The sequence below is a fragment of the Hymenobacter psoromatis genome, from assembly GCA_001596155.1.
Taxonomy (GTDB): Bacteria; Bacteroidota; Bacteroidia; order Cytophagales; family Hymenobacteraceae; genus Hymenobacter.
Map to the genome: position 1 here is coordinate 3,269,219 of CP014771.1, position 16,819 is coordinate 3,286,037.

General features: G+C 60.5%; 17 protein-coding genes. 11 read left to right on the forward strand and 6 right to left on the reverse strand.

The genetic code is table 11. The annotated features are described in order from the left end of the window. Positions 1 to 224 precede the first annotated feature (224 nt). Entirely contained in the window at positions 225 to 644 is a 420-nt protein-coding gene (locus tag A0257_13885; GenBank protein AMR28074.1) for a hypothetical protein, read from the forward strand. Here the strand turns inward: A0257_13885 and A0257_13890 are convergent. Continuing rightward, the gene (locus A0257_13890; GenBank protein AMR28075.1) at positions 641 to 1,453 is read right to left on the reverse strand and encodes a hypothetical protein; all 813 of its coding nucleotides are present in this window, start codon (positions 1,451 to 1,453) and stop codon (positions 641 to 643) included. The two genes, A0257_13885 and A0257_13890, sit on opposite strands and share 4 nt — an antisense overlap. Before the next feature lie 253 nt (positions 1,454 to 1,706). Here A0257_13890 and A0257_13895 point away from each other — a divergent pair, with 253 nt between their 5' ends. From A0257_13895 to A0257_13905, 3 genes are all read left to right on the forward strand, one after another. Next, the gene (locus A0257_13895) at positions 1,707 to 3,080 is read left to right on the forward strand and encodes a hypothetical protein (GenBank protein ID AMR28076.1); all 1,374 of its coding nucleotides are present in this window, start codon (positions 1,707 to 1,709) and stop codon (positions 3,078 to 3,080) included. Positions 3,081 to 3,383: 303 nt separating this feature from the next. Next, complete coding sequence (locus A0257_13900; protein ID AMR28077.1) at positions 3,384 to 4,337, forward strand: hypothetical protein; 954 nt, start codon at positions 3,384 to 3,386, stop codon at positions 4,335 to 4,337. Between the two features lie 209 nt (positions 4,338 to 4,546). Continuing rightward, complete coding sequence (locus A0257_13905; protein ID AMR28078.1) at positions 4,547 to 5,488, forward strand: hypothetical protein; 942 nt, start codon at positions 4,547 to 4,549, stop codon at positions 5,486 to 5,488. 25 nt (positions 5,489 to 5,513) lie between these two features. Here the strand turns inward: A0257_13905 and A0257_13910 are convergent, their stop codons facing one another. Further along, complete coding sequence (locus A0257_13910) at positions 5,514 to 6,350, reverse strand: dihydropteroate synthase (protein ID AMR29768.1); 837 nt, start codon at positions 6,348 to 6,350, stop codon at positions 5,514 to 5,516. A 212-nt stretch (positions 6,351 to 6,562) separates the two neighbouring features. Between A0257_13910 and A0257_13915 the strand changes: the two genes are divergently transcribed. Together A0257_13915 and A0257_13920 are read left to right on the forward strand one after the other, a co-directional pair. After that, positions 6,563 to 7,111 (forward strand): hypothetical protein, encoded by a 549-nt coding sequence (locus tag A0257_13915; GenBank protein AMR28079.1) that lies wholly within the window; start codon positions 6,563 to 6,565, stop codon positions 7,109 to 7,111. A gap of 190 nt (positions 7,112 to 7,301) precedes the next feature. After that, complete coding sequence (locus A0257_13920; protein ID AMR29769.1) at positions 7,302 to 8,420, forward strand: DoxX family protein; 1,119 nt, start codon at positions 7,302 to 7,304, stop codon at positions 8,418 to 8,420. A 530-nt stretch (positions 8,421 to 8,950) separates the two neighbouring features. Here A0257_13920 and A0257_13925 read toward each other — a convergent pair. The 3 genes from A0257_13925 to A0257_13935 form a co-directional block, all read right to left on the reverse strand. Then, positions 8,951 to 9,148: a hypothetical protein gene (locus A0257_13925; GenBank protein ID AMR28080.1), complete on the reverse strand. Its 198-nt coding sequence runs from the start codon at positions 9,146 to 9,148 to the stop codon at positions 8,951 to 8,953. A 103-nt stretch (positions 9,149 to 9,251) separates the two neighbouring features. Continuing rightward, positions 9,252 to 11,357, reverse strand: coding sequence for a hypothetical protein (locus tag A0257_13930; GenBank protein AMR28081.1), 2,106 nt, complete (start codon positions 11,355 to 11,357; stop codon positions 9,252 to 9,254). A 171-nt stretch (positions 11,358 to 11,528) separates the two neighbouring features. Beyond that, positions 11,529 to 12,116, reverse strand: coding sequence for a hypothetical protein (locus A0257_13935; GenBank protein AMR28082.1), 588 nt, complete (start codon positions 12,114 to 12,116; stop codon positions 11,529 to 11,531). 173 nt (positions 12,117 to 12,289) lie between these two features. Here A0257_13935 and A0257_13940 point away from each other — a divergent pair, with 173 nt between their 5' ends. The 4 genes from A0257_13940 to A0257_13955 all read left to right on the forward strand — a co-directional run bounded on the left by A0257_13940 (position 12,290) and on the right by A0257_13955 (position 15,057). Beyond that, a complete protein-coding gene (locus A0257_13940; GenBank protein AMR28083.1) occupies positions 12,290 to 13,351 on the forward strand; it encodes an ABC transporter permease in 1,062 nt (353 codons plus the stop codon). 171 nt (positions 13,352 to 13,522) lie between these two features. Beyond that, positions 13,523 to 13,735, forward strand: coding sequence for a hypothetical protein (locus A0257_13945; protein ID AMR29770.1), 213 nt, complete (start codon positions 13,523 to 13,525; stop codon positions 13,733 to 13,735). Positions 13,736 to 13,806: 71 nt separating this feature from the next. After that, on the forward strand, positions 13,807 to 14,340 hold the full coding sequence (locus A0257_13950; protein ID AMR28084.1) for a hypothetical protein: 534 nt from the start codon (positions 13,807 to 13,809) through the stop codon (positions 14,338 to 14,340). A gap of 60 nt (positions 14,341 to 14,400) precedes the next feature. Next, a complete protein-coding gene (locus A0257_13955) occupies positions 14,401 to 15,057 on the forward strand; it encodes a fatty acid hydroxylase (protein ID AMR29771.1) in 657 nt (218 codons plus the stop codon). A gap of 73 nt (positions 15,058 to 15,130) precedes the next feature. Here the strand turns inward: A0257_13955 and A0257_13960 are convergent, their stop codons facing one another. Then, positions 15,131 to 15,328 (reverse strand): hypothetical protein, encoded by a 198-nt coding sequence (locus tag A0257_13960; protein ID AMR28085.1) that lies wholly within the window; start codon positions 15,326 to 15,328, stop codon positions 15,131 to 15,133. A 168-nt stretch (positions 15,329 to 15,496) separates the two neighbouring features. On the opposite strand from A0257_13960, the gene A0257_13965 reads away from it, so the two are divergent. Next, positions 15,497 to 16,666 carry a hypothetical protein gene (locus A0257_13965; GenBank protein AMR28086.1) on the forward strand — a complete coding sequence of 390 codons (1,170 nt, stop codon included), beginning with the start codon at positions 15,497 to 15,499 and terminating at the stop codon, positions 16,664 to 16,666. Positions 16,667 to 16,819: the final 153 nt, after the last annotated feature.

Sequence of the window (16,819 nt, forward strand, 5' to 3'; positions counted from 1 at the left end):
CCTTTATTTTCAGCTTAATTACCAATTAATACGGAGCACCTCTACGGGTTTTTTGCGGGCAGCTGCGGGAAATACGTAGCTGAACTATACCTACCGTAACATTCTGCTTTGCCAGCGTTTCTACCGGAAAATAGGTATAAGTACCTGCTGAAAACCAGCAGTTTGTTTACCCAACTTATCTCTGCTAAGTTTTACCTTTGCGGCGTGGCCTCCAGCCTCCACTCATGAACAACGCTTTTTTCCTGCTGATTTTGCCGATGGGCGCGCTGACCATTCATTTGGGCAGCTATCAGCGCAGCGTGGGCATGAGCGTGCGGGGCAGTTGCACTACCCCCGCCGATGCCGTGCATCTGCTGCAAGCCGTGCAGAAGCTGCTCGAAAACCGCCCCGTGCAGGCCTGGATTGACTGCCAGCAGCTGCAGGCGCTCACGCACCTGGGGCAGCAAACGCTGCTGCGCGCCACAGCCTACGCCCGGCGCCTGGGCTCCACGGTGTACTGGTGCGGCCTGCTGCCCGAGCTGGCGCGGGAGTTGCGGCCCCACGCCGATACCGACCTGCACCTGCTGCCCGCCAGCGCCTACCAAGGCCCCGATTTTTTGCTGCCCGAGCGGCGGAGCCAGGGGCCCGGCCTGCTGGCGGCCTAGCTGCCCGCCGGGGCACCGGGGCCGCTGAGCAGCCATTCCTGCAAGCGGGCTTTGAGCTCGGGGGCGGCCAGGCCGCGGTGAATTTCGCCGTGGCGCACCAGGCTCATCTGGCCGGTTTCTTCGCTCACCACCAGCACCACGGCATCGGTGGCTTCGGTGAGGCCCAGCGCGGCGCGGTGGCGCAGGCCCAGAGCGGCGGGCACCTCGGGGTTCTGGCTCACCGGCAGGATGCAGCGGGCGGCCACGAGGCGGCCCTGGGCCACTATCACGGCCCCGTCGTGCAGGGGCGAGGTTTTGTGGAAAATGGCCAGCAGCAGGCGCTTGCTGGGCTCGGCATCGAGGCGGTCGCCCGATTCGGCGTAGGCGCTGAGGTCGGAGGTGAGCGTGAAGCAGATGAGGGCACCAGTTTCCTTGCCCGCCAGGCTCTTGGCGGCCTCCACGAAGGGCGCAAGGCTGGGCGCGCCGCCGGCGTGGCGCGGCCGCCGCCACCAGCCCAGCGGGCCGCCGCCCTCCAGCGCCACCTTGCCCACATTCAGCAAAAACCGCCGGATTTCCTGCTGAAACAGAATGATGCTGGCCAGCACGCCCACGCTCATAAACTGCCCCAGAATGGCCGTGAGCAGCCCCAGCCCCAGCGCCTCCACCACCAGATACAGCAAGTACACGCTCAGCAGGCCAAGCGCGACATTGAGGGCCACCGAGCCGCGCAGCAGCTTGTAGAGCTGATACAGCAGCCCGGTCACGAGCAGCACGTCGGCCACGTCGGCCAGCCCGAGGTGCAGGAAATGGAAGGGATAGGGAAGGGACAAAACAGCTACGGTTGGAGCCACAAAGAACGGCCGCCGCCCCGCAGCTAGCAAGGTTAGCCGGGGTTTACCTCAGCTTTCAGCTAGCCGCCAGCGCAACAAGATTGATTACTGCTAATGAGGCCATATTTTCTTTTTTTTAATCTTTGTTAAAAAATAAATACTAGCTAAGTTGCTTTTTTATCCATGTATTATAGTAGTTTGCCATCGCAAATTACCAGACATTTCTACTCCGCAAGTTTCCCCCACTTTTCAGATGCGAAAACTCTTTACTCAGGTAAGCCTACTACTCACCCTGGCCGGCGCGGCACTCGTGGCCTGCAAGAAGGACGCCGACACGCTGCGGCCCGCTCCTGGCGCGGCCAGCCCCGCTACCCCACCCACCCTGGCTCAACTCAAAACCTGGTATGCTGGCCGCACCAACGCCCGCTACAGCCGGCCCACGGGCACCACGGCCAGCGCCACCCGCACAGCCGGGACCGACTCGCTGGGCTGGCTGGCCATTCAGTGGCAGCGGCTCGATACGATTAGCAACGGGGCCGAGCCGCTGGCGTTTCTGCCTATTGAGGGCGGCCCGGCGGGCATTGCGACGGGCTACCAGGGCTACCGCCGCATCGTGGTGGGCCAGCGGGCCGGCAGCTCACCCACTGGCTTCATCCTGGAGGTGCTGCATAAGGGCGAGACTCTGGCCCCGGCGCAGCTCAACCAAGTGTTTCGGGCGCTCTACACGGCTCAGCAGCAGGGTCAGGTAGCGCAGCTGCCGGGCTTCACGGGGTTTGCGGCCTGCTACACCCGCGAAAACTACTACCTCACCGGCCGCGCTTACCGGCAGGGGGTAGCGTCGGCCGGTCGGGCCTGGCTCTCGTTCAGGCCAGCACCAGCCGCCAGCCCCGATGCCCGCAAGCCCGGCATGGCCCACACCAATGAGGTGAATATCACCTGCGTCAGTGCCGTCATTGATGTTTCTACTTCCTTAGAGGCAAAAGAAATCGTTATCTGGACGTGTACCGTGAGCGGTGGCGGCGGGGGCAGCCCCCCACCCGCTGGCGGCACCGGCGGCAACACGGGCGGTGGCAACACGGGCACCGATAACCCCGGCGGTAGCTATGGCGGGGGCTCGGGCGGGGGCTCGGGCGGCGGGGGTGGGGGTGGCCCGCTCGTTGGGGAGCAGTATAATGACGACAGTGGCAACGGCTACGGCGGCACGCCGCCGAGTAGTAGTAGCCCTGCTTCAACTATTATCAAGGACAATCTCCCCCCTTGTACAAAGAGTATTCTTGCTTCCTTACAAAATATAAATGGCACTGATGTGGGTGGAATATTTGCACTCCTTGGCAATAGCACTACTGTCACTTGGACAGTAAAAACCGGCGCTATCCCCCCTTCTTCTAACAGTACCCAACCACCTAACGCGATTACTGAAACTTCAGGAAATACTCCTTTTGAAGTTACTACAACTCTGCAAAGCACTTATGTATCACAGGCAACAAATGTTGCAGTGGCCAGAACGCTGATTCATGAATCGCTACATACTTACTTGGGACGTTGGGGAAAGCTCAATAGTATGCCATTAAATGCTACTTTAGACGAGCTATTGAATGGCTATATGAAAGGCACAGACTTCAGCTAGGCCGACCAACATGCATTAATGTCGGGCATTGTAAGTCAAATGGCTGATGCCCTACAGGCTTATTGCAATCAAAACGGTATCATTCTGTTTCATGAACGCGCCGAAGACCTCTTTTGGAGTGGCTTGACCAAAACACCCGCTTATGGATTGCTCTCTCCGGCGCGGCAGGATATGATTTCCAGGGAGAATTCTGCCGAACAACAGAATGTGAACGTGCCAAGCCCGATTCCCAATGGCGTTGCTATTACCCCTCAAGGGAAAAAGGCCTGTTAAGCAGTTCACACCCACTTTTGCTCCGAAAAGATGACTGCCGTCCTTAAAATTTTTCTAGTGGGCGGAGCCCTGGTAACGCTGCTCACCCAGCCTTACCAGGCACTTGGTCAGCAACTGGCGGGCAGCCTGCCCGGCGGCCCCTACTATCAGTATGTGGAAATCACCAACGTCGGCCTCTCGGCTACACACGTGCAGACCAAGCGCGTGCGCCAGGGTAAGAGTGAGTTTGTGGACATCATCAACGTGCTGGCTGGCAACGACTTCTTCCTTCGCCAGGAACCCACCTTCGCGGGTAGTTCTTTGAGTGCCCCCCGCGACACCGACCAGTTGCTGGTGACGATGGCCGTGTTGCCTGACCTGGCTACCGGGCAGGTGACGTGGGTGCCGCTGGCCCCTGATAGCCTGGCTGCCCGGCATACCGCGTCGCTAACGGCCGTGTTGCACGACTGCTTTACGCAACTTGTTGCCTACAAAGCAGCGCAGCCCTATGCCAATGCCCTGACGCGCCGCCTCGATTTACGGCCCGTTATCTGGCGCGATGGCCGCCGCTGGACCACCCGCAACGTAGTGCTGACCGAATATTTTCTGGTGCGCCGCCAGCCTCAATGGTTTATTGAAAGCAGCGACAACGTGACGCTCAACTACCAGACCCGCGTGTTTTCGCGCGCCGACCTGGCCGCCCTGCAACGGCGGCTGGCAGTGGCTTTTCCCACCGAAGCCGACCGCCCCCTTGTGGCGGGAGAGCTGGAAACTAAGCTGCTGCTGGAGCGGCAAGACGGGCTGACGTACTCTTTCTGGTCCACGCGGCCGGGTGTGTTCGACCTGGAACCAGAGCTAGTTTACTTCGGGGTAACTGAGCTGCAGTTTCGGCCGGGCATTGGCATGGTATCCGGCAAATTCCCGACCTACTTTCAACTAAATGATATAGCCACCGCCAATACCTTTTTTGAGGTCCTTAAGCTAATTCCTTTATCAGCCAAGTAATGCAGTAGCAAAATGGCCGCCAAGAGCACCAAGTAGCCAATCAAAAGTAATTGGGTAAAAAGAACGTCATTCCGAGCTTGCCGAGGAATCTCGCGCGCGTCGCTGCACGAAGCCCGAACGGCCCGAGCGAGATTCCTCAGCAAGCTCGGAATGACGTTCTTTTTATACCCGTTCACTTCTACACGATTACTCAAAGCCTGTAATTAGCAATGAAAACGTCTTCTTTTTTCCTTGTAGCTTTGCTTTGGATAGTTCTCGCTACCCCACAAAACTTTGCGCAGTGTAAAGCCCAATCAAGCACGCAGCCATTACCGTTTACCGCTAGCCGTTACTACGTTATTGTCCCGGCTACCGAACTTACTACGCTTGTCAAAACCAAGCGCTTACGGGCAAATAAAACAGAATATCTTGACATTATTAATGTAGTGCTACCCAACTCTTTCGTACGACAAAAGCTGCTTGATACGCAAGACATAACGCTTATTACTGGCTTATACACGCACGACGAGTTGCTAATAACCCAGGTCCTGTTGCCAGACCCGCGCTCGGGCCTGGTAACGTGGGTACCTATCGACCTGGACAGTGTCGCCACCCGGCAATTACCCTGGCAGCGCGTGGCTGATGATTGTTACACGCGGCTATTTAATTACGAGGCCGCTCGTCATACACAGGATATGTATGCGCACCGGCGCACGGATTTTTACCCGGTAATCAAGCGAGGCAACCAGTACTTCACGCCGCGCTACCAAGTGCTGACCGAGTATTTTGTGTTACGCGACTACCCGACCTGGTATCCTACCAGCGGCGACAATGCGCTTATTAATTGCCTGGCGCATCCTTTTACGCCGCTCGATTATGCAGAACAACAAACTGCCGTAACAACTTCCGAATTAAAAGCCCAACCTTTCCCCTTTTTGCGGGGAGAGCTTACGGGCAAATTACTTTTATGGAAAACAACGGATAATACGTACACCTTCTGGTCTATGCCACCTGTCATTATACACGGCGGGGTAGCTGAATTTGGCGTGGAAGAATTCCGATTCAAGCCTAAAACAGGGCTCATAAGCGGCAAGTACCCTAGCTATTTCGGTCTGGAAAGCACAAGTGCAGACAATGTATTTTTTGACGTCGTGAGCATTTCGACGCTCTAGCAAATAATTATTTATGCCAAAAACTTCATAAATAATTTACTAGACTTATAGTCTGGCGCGCCTCGGCCACGTCGTGCGCGCGCAGCAGCCGCGCGCCGCCCTGCAGGGCCAGCACGTGCAGGGCCGTGGTGCCGTTGAGGGCGGCTTCGGGGCCCAGGCCGAGCGGCTTATACACCATTGCCTTGCGCGAAAGGCCCACCAGCAGGCCGTGGCCCAGCGGCTGCAGCTCGGGCAGGCGGCGCAGCAGCTCGTGGTTGTGGGCCGGGGTTTTGGCGAAGCCAAAGCCGGGGTCGAGCAGCACGTCGGGCCGGGGCTGGCCGGCATTGGCCTGGCGCAGCGTTTCGAGCTGGTCGCGGAAGAAGCGCAGCAGCGTGAGCACGATATCCTCGTCGTAGTGGGCCAGGCCGCGCATGGTTTGGGGCGTGCCTTTGAGGTGCATGAGGCAGTAGGGCACGCGCAGGCGGGCCACGGTGGGCAGCATGGCGGCGTCGAGGGTGCCGCCGCCGATGTCGTTGATGAGGTCGGCGCCGACGGCCACGGCATCGGCGGCCACGCTGGCCCGGAAGGTATCGGCCGAGATAAATGCCTCGGGAAACTCCCGGCGCAGGGCGGCCAGGGCGGGCAGCAGGCGGCTTTTCTCGTCGGCGGGGCTGATGTCGTCGGCGCCGGGGCGCGAGCTGTAGCCGCCCACGTCGAGGGCGGCGGCCCCGGCGGCCAGCATGGCTTCGGCGCGGTGCAGCAGGGCGGTTTCATCGGCGGAACTCAGGCGCGAGCCGGGGTAAAACGAGTCGGGCGTGACGTTGAGAATGCCCATTACCTGGGGCCGGCGCAGGTCGAGCAGCCGGCCGTGGGGGCTGCGCAGTGAGTTGGTGAGTGAGTGACTTAGTGAAGTGGGGGGAGGCACGGGGGGAGGGGTAGGGCGAATGGCGGTTAAATATCCGGCATTGCGGGCGAACTTGCGCGGGGTTTCAGCTCTCATGGCGCGGGCGTCATTTCCCGCAGAGGGCGCAGAGGTTTACGCAGAGGTCCGCAGAGCGCGACGGACTCTAATTCGCTTACTTACTCCATCATTACTTGACTACCGCCGAACACTACGACCTGATTCTGAGCCGCTGCCGCGCGCTGTTTCTGGCCAAAACCCACGACTACGGCACGGCTTGGCGCATCCTGCGCCTGCCCTCGGTCACGGACCAGATTTTTATCAAGGCCAGCCGCATTCGGACCATTCAGGAAACGGGCACGCAACGCATTGCCGACGGCATCGACGAGGAGTTTGTGGCCATCATCAACTACTGCCTCATTGCCCTGATGCAGCTGCGCCTACCCCCCGCCGCGCCCCTCGACCTGCCCACCGACGAGGTGGCCGCCGCCTACGACCACGAAAACGCCCGAAACCGCGAACTGCTGCTGGCCAAAAACCACGACTACGGCGAGGCCTGGCGGCAGATGCGCGTGAGCAGCATTACCGACCTCATTCTCATGAAATTACACCGCATCAAGCAGCTCGAAAACCTGGGCGGCGCGGCCCTGGTGAGCGAGAGCGTGGAAGGCGGCTACCGCGATATGCTGAACTATGCCGTGTTTGCCCTCATTCTTCTGGAGTTCGTAGTTCCTGGTTCGTAGTTACTGGTTCGTGGACGGTTGTCATTGCGAGCAAAGCGAAGCAATCTTTCCTTGCCGTTCGCCTCATCCTGATTACTAATTCAACGACAAGGAAAGATTGCCGCGCTCCGCTTTGCTGCGCTCGCAATGACAAACGTTTTCCACCAGGAACGCCTTATACCTGCTTATGAAGATTTCCCTGCCCCACCCGATGCGCCAAATCACCCGCCTGTGCTGGGCGATGCTGGGTATTCTGTTCATTTTTTCGGGCCTCATCAAGCTCAACGACCCGGTGGGCACGGCCTATAAGCTCGAAGAATACTTCGAGGTATTTGCCGCCGACGTGCCCTCTTTGAGCTGGCTTTTTGATACCCTCAAAGACGCCAGCCGCTTCCTGAGCGTGGCCCTGAGCTCGCTCGAAGTGATACTGGGCGTGGCGCTGCTACTGCGCTGGTACCTGCGCCAAACGCTGTACGCGCTGCTGGCGCTGCTCGTGTTTTTCACGTTTCTCACCTTCTACTCGGCCGCCTTCAACAAGGTCACGGACTGCGGCTGCTTCGGCGATTTCGTGAAGCTCACGCCCTGGACGTCGTTTGGCAAAGACCTGTTCTTGCTGGCTTTGTGGGGGGTAGTGTTTTTTAATCTGAAGCACCTGCGGCGCACCTTCGTGCGGGGCATGTCGGGGCTCATGGCCATGACGTTTGCCAGCGCGCTGGCCATTGGCATTGGGGTGCGGGCGCTGGGCCACCTGCCTTATTTTGATTTTTTGCCCTATAAAGTGGGCAACAACATTCCGGCCCTGATGAAGCCGGCCGAGGCGCCGCGCTACCAGTATACCTTCACGCGCAACGGCCAGACCTTGAAGGCCAACGAGTTCCCAACCGATTCGACCTGGAAATACCAGTCGATGACGGTGCTTAATCCTGAGAAGTCGAAGCCGCTCATCACCGATTTCGTCATCACCGACCCCGACGGCAACGACGTGACCAAGCAGATTCTCACCGGCAACAAGCTGATTCTCATCGTTCAAAACACCAACAAGGCCGACCGCGACCGCTTCGAGGAGTTCAACAAGCTCTTTGCCGAGGCCGCCAAGTCGCGCAAGCACATCGACGTGCTGACCATCACGAGCACGGCGGCCGGCAAGTTCGACTCGTTTCGGCACGACGTGAACCTCGCTACCCCCTATTATTTTGCCGATGCCACGGTGCTCAAGTCCGTCATCCGCTCCAACCCCGGCCTGCTGGTGCTGCACGACGGCACCGTGATGGCCAAGTACCCCTACCACGACATTCCGGCCCTGTACCAGGTCGAAAAAGCCATTCAGTAGCGCTCGTTGCTAGGGCGTGAGGACAATAACGCCGGTTAATATATCTTTGTTGTTAATTTCTGATTTATGCGCCGTCACGAAGTTTCCGATGCCACTTGGGCCTTGGTCGCCCCTCACCTTTCCGGCAAAGCCACCGATTGTGGCGTGACGGCTACAGATAATCGCTTGTTTTTCAACGCTGTACTCTGGATTGCGCGTACCGGCTGTCCGTGGGCCGACTTGCCTGAACGCTTTGGCAAGACCAATTCCGTTTGCAAACGCTTTCGCCGATTAGCCCAAAAAGGGGTCTGGCTCCGCTTATTTGAGGCCGTCAAAACGCCGGATTTGGACTGGGTCATGCTCGATTCGACAGTCGTGCGGGCCCACCAGCATTCGGCTGGCCAAAAAAAAGCGACCCCGTTACCGAGTGCCTGGGCCGCAGCCGGGGCGGCATCGGCACCAAAATCCACGGCTGCGTCGACGCCTTAGGCAACGCCGTGCGCCTGATAGCCACTGAAGGCCAGGCCGGTGATAGCCCGCAGGCCCTGCCACTACTGGCGGACTTGGCACCGGGTAAAGTACTGGCTGACACGGCTTATGATAGCGATGAAACCCGCGCTTATTGCGCCCAACAGGGCATCGAGGCGGTCATTCCGAACCGTCCCAACCGACTGGAGCCAGCCTCGATAGACGAAGAAACCTACCGCGACCGCAACAAAATAGAGCGGTTTTTCGGTCGCCTCAAGCAATACCGACGACTGGCAACGCGCTATGAAAAAACCGTTGTTTCGTTTCTGGCTTTTTGGCATATGGCAGCAGCCATAGATTGGCTTCGATAATTGTCCTCACGCTCTAGTCCTGCCGGGCGGCGGCCAGCCGGCCCACGGCCGGGGCTTGGGCGGCCAGCGGGGGGGTAGGGCCCGCGGGCAGCGTCAGCGTGAACTCGGTGTATTCGCCCTCCCGCGTGGCCACGGTGAGGGTGCCGCCGTAGCTTTTGGTGATGATGTCGTAGCTAAACCACAGCCCCAGGCCGGTGCCTTCGCCGGGCGGCTTAGTGGTGAAGAACGGGTCAAATATCTTGCTGATAACGGCCGCCGGAATGCCCGTGCCGTTGTCGCGCACGCGCAATAGTACCTGCCCACTCTGGCGGGCGGTGCTCACGCGCACCTCGGGCACGTAGGCCGCGCCCAGCCGCGCCGCTTTTTGCCGCACCGCATACACGGCGTTGGCAAACAGGTTGAGCAGCACCCGCCCTATCTCCTGCGGCACCAGCGGCAGCAGGCCCAGGCGCGGGTCCAGGTCGAGGGTGCGGGTGAGGGTAAAATTCTGGTTTTTAAGCTGGAAGTTTTGGTAGGCCAGGCGCAGGTATTCTTCGGCCGTTTTGTTCAGGTCCAGGGGCTGGCGCTGGCCTTTGTCGGCGTGGGCGTGTTCCAGCATGCCCTTCACGATGTCGCCCGCCCGCGTGCCGTGCTGGTTGATAATGAGCAGGTTTTGTTTGATATCGGCCAGCAGGTCGGCTTCCAGGGCCGCGTCGCGGGTGGGCTTTTGGGTTTCCACTTCCAGCTCGGCGGCCAGCTCCAGGCCCGTTTCCGAGAAGTTGTTGATGAAGTTGAGCGGGTTTTGCATCTCGTGGGCCACGCCGGCCGTGAGGGCGGCCAGCGCCACCATTTTTTCGGTTTGCACCAGCTGGCTTTGGGTGGCGCGCAGCTCCACCAGGGTGCGGTCGAGGTTGTCGCGCTGGTGGGCGATGTAGGCGTTTTTCTCGCCCAGCGCCCGGTTGGCGCGCTGCTTGAGGTAGATGTTGCGCACCAGCAGCCCCACTACCAGCACCGTGGCCACGAGGCCCGCCAGCAGGCTCCACAGCTGCTGGCGCTGCAGCAGGCGCGCCTGCGTGAGCAGCGTTATCTGGTCCTGCTTCCGGTCCAGCTCGTAGCCGTAGCGCAGGGCGCTGGTTTTGCGCTGCGTCTCCGCGCCCGCCAGCGAGTCCTGGTAGCTCACCCACAGACTTTGGTAGTGGTAGGCCTGGGCAAAGTCGCCGCGCCGGGCGTAGGCCTGCGCCAGGATGTCGCTGGCATTTGCCAAGCCCATATTGTCGTGTACCTGCTGGTTCAGGGCAAAGCTATGTTGTGCCAGCACCAAGGCGCTATCCAACTGCCCCAGGTTTAATTGCGCCCTAGCTAAGGCCAACTCGGCACCGGGCAGGTTGTAGGCATCGTGGTTGGCTCGCACTAGAGCAAGTGCTTGCTCGCCGTGTTGTAGTGCCTGGGCATTAGCGCCCTGCTGGGCGTATAGTTCGGCCAGATTAATCTCATTGGTCGCGGCGCTTTTCAGGTCGCCTAGCCGGCGGTACAGCTGGGCCGCGCGCCGAAAATAGGCCAGCGCCTGCGGCCAGTGCCGCAAGGTTTTGTGCGTGTTGCCCAGTAAGTTGAGCGTCGCGGCCACTACCGGTTCGTTGTCTAGCTGCTGACCGTCGCGCAGGGTCGTTTGCAGTACGGCAAGCGCAGTGGCGTAATCGCCCAACTGAATGTAGATATCGCCCAGCGTGTAGTGCAAATACAGCTTGGTAACGGGCTTGTGGGCCTGCTCGGCGTACGTCATCCCTTGCAGCGCCTCGCGTAGGGCGGTCACCAAGTTTGCCCCCGGCACCTCATCGAGCAGGCTGAGTTGCAAGTAGGCCGTAGCGAGCCCGCCTAGGTCGTGGCGGCGGGCAGCCACGACCTGGGCCTGCCGGGTATAGCGCCGGGCCAGCGCGTAGTTGGTTTGCAAGCGCGCCGCCGTGGCCAAGCTGGTCAGCGCGTGGCCTTCTCCCTTGGGGTAAGGTAGTCGCTGGCTCAAAGCCAGGGCTTGCCGGGCCAACGCCGCAGCTTGAGCCGGATTGCGGGCCAGTAGTGTATCTGCCTGAGACTGTAGTTGCTGCACGCTAGTCGTATCGGGGCGTACGGCCTGCTTCGGCAGCATTTGTAAGCTAACGGTGGGCTGGAAGGGCTGGGAAGCTAACCTAGCATAGGACAAGAAGCCCAGCAGTAGTACAAAAGCCAACCAGCACCTCATAGTAAAAAGCGCAAGGCAAAACAATGTATGTAACGCTTACTACTCTTGCTAGGCGGCGGTAGCTCTCACGGCCGCAGGCTACTCACCCGTGCGGCGCAGCCCCAGGGCTCCCGGTAGCAGCGAGGCTAGCGCTAAACCACCCAGCAGCCCAAACAGTAAACTACTAGGGAAGGCAAAGCGATGCTTGCGCGTCAAGGAGTCTCGTCCGCCCCCCGGAGGAAATGGCGGGTTAGTATGCCCGCCCACAAATTCTCCATCGGGGCTGTCGAGGAGGCAGCGGTCGTCGCCTCGCAGGTGATGAGTTGAACTATCGCTGTCCTTTCTTTTACGGCCATAATTGGCCTTCTCTAATTGCTGGATAACGGTGTCTACGTTAACTCCTTTCTTGGTTCGCCAAAATAAAATTGTGCAACCGGCCAAAGCATCTTTTGGGCGATACTCAAGACGCAACTCGATGTCTCTGTCTATTAAATTAAGCGGATTCCCCACCTGGAAGCTACAATATTGGTAATTGCCAATTGCATCAGGCGCACTAGGGTCTGTATCAAGTAAGTTAGCGTAGCTTCTAATGGCGCTTTTGTACAACCCCTCATCACCAAACCTGATGACTAGCGAAGCAGGCCTAATGAATAAGCCTTTTAAGTCGGCAGGGTCCAAGGTTTTCATGAGCAGGTGCGGAAAGAGGTAAAATAGAAGGAAAGTAAAAGTCGGGGCTAGGCACGGCAACTGCATCAGTGCTGGCACTGACTTTTCAACTCTTTTTCTGCATAGTTGCGCCGCCGCGCGCGCCCAAGCGCCGCCAAGCTCATCTTTGCGCCGCTTAACAGCCGTCTTCGCGTATGCTCCTCTTCCTTCTCCGCCGCCTGGGCCAGGGCCTGCTTGTGCTGGTGGGCGTGGCCTGCACGGTTTTTTTCCTGTTCAATGTGCTGCCCGGCGACCCGGCGGCCCTGCTGGCCGGCCAGCGCTCGGACGTGGCCACCCGCGCCGCCATCGCCGCCGACCTGGGCCTCGACCAGCCGCTGCCCGCCCGCCTGCTGGGCTACCTCAACGATGCCTCGCCGCTGGGCGTGCATCCGCGCGACTCGGCGGGCCGGGCGCGCTACGGGGGGATTGCGCTGCTGCCGCTGGGCCAGGGGCGCGCGCTGTTGCTGAAATGGCCCTATCTGCGCCGCTCGTTTCAGAGCAACCAGGACGTGCTTAGCATCTTGCTCGACCGGTTTCCGGGCACGCTGTGGCTGGCGCTGGCCGCCATGCTGCTGGCCGCCGTGGGGGGGGTAGGGCTGGGCGTGGCCGCCGCGCTGCGCCCGCAGTCGTGGCTCGACCGCACGCTGGTGACGACTTCGGTGCTGGGTATTTCGGTGCCGTCGTTCGTGGCGGCCATTCTCATCGCGGTCAGCTTTGGCTTTTACTGGAGCCACTGGACGGGCCTGAGCCTGACCGGCCAGCTCTACGAAACCGACCCCTTCACGGCCCAGCGCCACCTGGTGCTACGCAACCTGCTGATGCCGGCCGTGGCGCTGGGCGTGCGCCCGCTGGCCATCATCATGCAGCTCACGCGTTCCAGTATGCTCGACGTTTTGAGCCAGGACTACATCCGCACGGCGCGGGCCAAGGGCCTGAGCCCCGGCCGCACGGTGTGGCGCCACGCCCTGCGCAACGCCCTGAACCCGGTGGTCACGGCCGTGTCGGGCTGGCTGGCTTCGCTCATGGCGGGCGCGTTTTTTATCGAATATATTTTCAACTGGAAAGGCTTGGGCACTACTACGTTGCAGGCCGTGCAAAATCTCGATTTTCCGGTCGTGATGGGCGCTACCCTCTTCGTGGCGGCCATCTTCGTGCTGGTCAATATCGGCGTCGATATGCTGTATGCCCTGCTCGACCCGCGGGTAAGAATTAGTTAACGCCGGGGTTTGGTGGCAACTCAATACATTTGACCCTCCCGCCAGCGGCGAGCCCGGATGGGCCAAGCTAGCCGCAGGGTTTCACCCTCTTCCCAATCTTCTCATTCGATGGACCCATACGCTACCCCTACCTACCCTGCTGGCAATGCCGGTGCCACCCAGTCGCAAACCATGACGGTAGGCGACTGGCTGATAACCATCCTCATCACTTCGGTGCCGCTGGTCGGCTTCATCATGCTGTTTGTGTGGGCCTTTAACAGCAGCACGCCCCTCAGCAAAGCCAACTGGGCCAAGGCCACGCTCCTCATCGTGGCTATCTTTATGGTGCTGGGCCTGCTGTTTGGCGGCAGCATGGTGGCCTTGCTGATAAACTACTTATCATGACCGACTTATCGTCGGCCAATCCTGTTCCGCTGGCCAGTTCTCCGCCCATCGGGAGAGCTGGCCACTTGTATTTGGTGGGCCTGCCGGGCTCGGGCAAAACCACGCTGGGCCGGCAGCTGGCGGCGCACTACGGCCGCGCGTTTCTGGACCTCGACGCCGTGATTGTGGCCGAGGCGGGCCAGTCGATTCCGGCCATTTTCGCGGCCGAGGGCGAGGCGGGCTTCCGGGCGCGCGAGGCGGCGGCGCTGCGCGCGGTGGCCGCCCGGCCCGGCCCGCCGCTGGTGGTGGCCACGGGTGGCGGCGCGCCCTGCTTCCACGACAACGCGGCGGCGCTGCGCGCCAGCGGCTTCGTGCTGTGGCTCGATGTGCCGCTGCCCGAGCTGGTGCGCCGTCTGGGCCGCAGCCGCACCAGCCGCCCGCTGCTGGCGGCGGCCATCGGCCCCGGCGAAACGCCCGCGCAAGCCCTTTCCGCGCACCTCAGCCGAACCTTGGCCGCCCGCGAGCGGTTCTACGGCCAGGCTCACCTGCGCCACTCCGGAGTTGCCACCGTGGCGGCCCTTATTTCGGCGCTGGCCGCGGCCGGCTTTGCGCCTGTCCCAACCTAAAAGCCGGGGCTGGCGTAAATTCGTACTAAACTACCTGGTTTTATTCGCTTTCGTATGGAGATGGACACTATCACGGCCCGGCCGGCCACGCCCACGGCCGCCCCGCGACCCAAGCATAAAGGCTCGGCCCAGCTATTCAAAAACCCCGTGCTGGAGCGGCTTTCGCACACGCACATCGCGCTGCCGGTCGGCATTTTCGTTGCCACGGCGCTCGTGAGCCTGTACTACGGCATCACGAATGGCTTCGTGGTGGGCCTGGCGGGGCTAGGCTTGTTTTTGGGCGGGCTGCTGCTGTTCACGTTCGTAGAATACCTGGTACACCGCTACGTGTACCACATTCCGGCCACGTCGCCGGGCCGGATTAAGTTCCAGTACACCATGCACGGTGTGCACCACGAGTATCCCAAGGACGAAACCCGCCTGGCCATGCCGCCCATCCTGACGGTGTTCGTGGCTTCGCTGCTGTTCTTTATTTTCCGGTTTGCGTTCGGCAATTGGGCCTTTGGCATTCTGGCGGGCTTCACCTTCGGCTACGCCATGTACCTGTTTGTGCACTACGCCATTCACGTGTACGCACCCCCGAAAAACTTTTTGAAAGTGTGGTGGACGCACCACGCCCAGCACCACTATCGCCAGGACGAGGTGGCCTTCGGCGTGAGCAGCACGCTCTGGGACCACGTTATCGGCACCATGCCCACCAAGCGCGAGCAATCGTAGCGTTTGCCCGCCATTGACCCACAAAAAAGCCGGCGCTTCCCTCTGGAAGCGCCGGCTTTTTTATGCAATTGACCTAGGCGGAGGTGCCGCCGCCGCCGCTGCCACCGCCCATTTTGGAAACGAGCCACCAGATAACGAGCACCACCAGAAACACGCCAATGACGCCCACCCAAAGGCCACCCTTAAAAATATCGCCCGCCACCGAACAACCCGCGAGCGTGGAGGCCAGCACGGCAAATAGGAACAACAGAGAAAAGCGCGAAGTAGTCATGGGGAATAGTCAGGAGGTGAAGTAATTATGAGTGTCTGCCGCGTGGCAGATTCTATAGCCTTGGCTTACTGTAATCGACGTAAAAAGGTTGGCTTAGCGAATTACCCCCCGCTTTTTGGTGATTCTTCTCACGCCTTATCCAAGAATATCTGCCACTTTTGCATCCCTATGGACTACTCCACCCTCTCCGCTGCCTTTGTGCGGCACTTTGGCGCGGCCCCGGCTCTGGTGTTACGCGCCCCCGGCCGCATCAACCTCATCGGTGAGCACACCGACTATAATGACGGCCTGGTGCTGCCAGCGGCCATCGATAAGGAAATCCGCTTCGCGATGCGCCTGAATGGCACCGACCGCATCCGGCTGGCCGCCCTCGACTTCGACGCGACCTACGAGGTGGCCGTGGCCGATATCGCGCCCCTACCCGGTGGGCACTGGGCCAACTACCAGTTGGGCGTGGTGGCGGGCCTGCTGAAGCGCGGGGCCCAGGTGCCGGGTTTCGACTGTGCCTTTGGGGGCAATATTCCGAGCGGGGCGGGCCTGTCGTCGTCGGCGGCCGTGGAGTGCGGCGTGGCCTGGGGCCTCAACAATTTGCTGAACCTGAAGCTTGATACCCTGACGCTGGCCAAGCTTTCGCAGATGGCCGAGCACGAGTATGCCAAGGTGATGTGCGGCCTCATGGACCAGTTTGCCAGCCTTTTTGGCCGGGCCGGGCACGTGGTGGAGCTCGACTGCCGCTCGCTGGAATACGCGTATTTTCCGTTCGACACCAGCGCTAGCCGCCTGGTGCTCTGCAACTCGGGCGTGAAGCATGCACTCGCCGACTCGGAGTATAACAAGCGCCGTGAGGAGTGCGCCGAGGGGGTAGCGATTTTGCAAAAGCACGACCCGGCCATTACGTCTTTGCGCGACGCCACGCTGGCCGACATCGACGCCGCGCAGGCTGAAATGGGCGAGGTAGTGACCAAGCGCTGCCGCTACGTGGTGGAGGAAAACCAGCGCGTGCGCGACCTCACGGCCTGCCTCGCGCAGGGCCGGCCGCTGGCCGAAGTGGGCAAGCTGCTCTACGCCAGCCACGCCGGCCTGCGCGACCTCTACCAGGTGAGCTGCGCCGAGCTGGACGTGCTCGAACGCCTGGCCCACGACGCGCCTGGCTGCTACGGCGCCCGCATGATGGGCGGCGGCTTTGGCGGCTGCACCCTCAACCTGGTGGCCACCGACCAGGTAAAGGAATTCCTGACCTACATGAAGCAGGGCTACCACGACCAGCTGGGCCTCAAGCTGGAAACCTACGTAACTACCCTGGCCGACGGCGTGGGCGAGCTGCTGAACGAGGAGTAGCTGCTGGGTACTTTTCCATTTTCCAACGTCGTCTGTCATTGCGAGCCTACGAAGCAATCGCACCCGTAGTACACCCGAACAACGACGTTCTGGTGCGATTGCTTCGCAGGTTCGCAATGACAGACGACGTTGCATAACTCCCTTCCCATTAAC

Coding starts and splice junctions, on each gene's coding strand:
- A0257_13960 (AMR28085.1), bottom strand. CDS start 15,328: ATGACTACTTCGCGCTTTTCTCTGTTGTTCCTATTTGCCGTGCTGGCC.
- A0257_13885 (AMR28074.1), top strand. CDS start 225: ATGAACAACGCTTTTTTCCTGCTGATTTTGCCGATGGGCGCGCTGACC.
- A0257_13965 (AMR28086.1), top strand. CDS start 15,497: ATGGACTACTCCACCCTCTCCGCTGCCTTTGTGCGGCACTTTGGCGCG.
- A0257_13955 (AMR29771.1), top strand. CDS start 14,401: ATGGACACTATCACGGCCCGGCCGGCCACGCCCACGGCCGCCCCGCGA.
- A0257_13905 (AMR28078.1), top strand. CDS start 4,547: ATGAAAACGTCTTCTTTTTTCCTTGTAGCTTTGCTTTGGATAGTTCTC.
- A0257_13945 (AMR29770.1), top strand. CDS start 13,523: ATGACGGTAGGCGACTGGCTGATAACCATCCTCATCACTTCGGTGCCG.
- A0257_13895 (AMR28076.1), top strand. CDS start 1,707: ATGCGAAAACTCTTTACTCAGGTAAGCCTACTACTCACCCTGGCCGGC.
- A0257_13935 (AMR28082.1), bottom strand. CDS start 12,116: ATGAAAACCTTGGACCCTGCCGACTTAAAAGGCTTATTCATTAGGCCT.
- A0257_13920 (AMR29769.1), top strand. CDS start 7,302: ATGCGCCAAATCACCCGCCTGTGCTGGGCGATGCTGGGTATTCTGTTC.
- A0257_13900 (AMR28077.1), top strand. CDS start 3,384: ATGACTGCCGTCCTTAAAATTTTTCTAGTGGGCGGAGCCCTGGTAACG.
- A0257_13930 (AMR28081.1), bottom strand. CDS start 11,357: ATGCTGCCGAAGCAGGCCGTACGCCCCGATACGACTAGCGTGCAGCAA.
- A0257_13940 (AMR28083.1), top strand. CDS start 12,290: ATGCTCCTCTTCCTTCTCCGCCGCCTGGGCCAGGGCCTGCTTGTGCTG.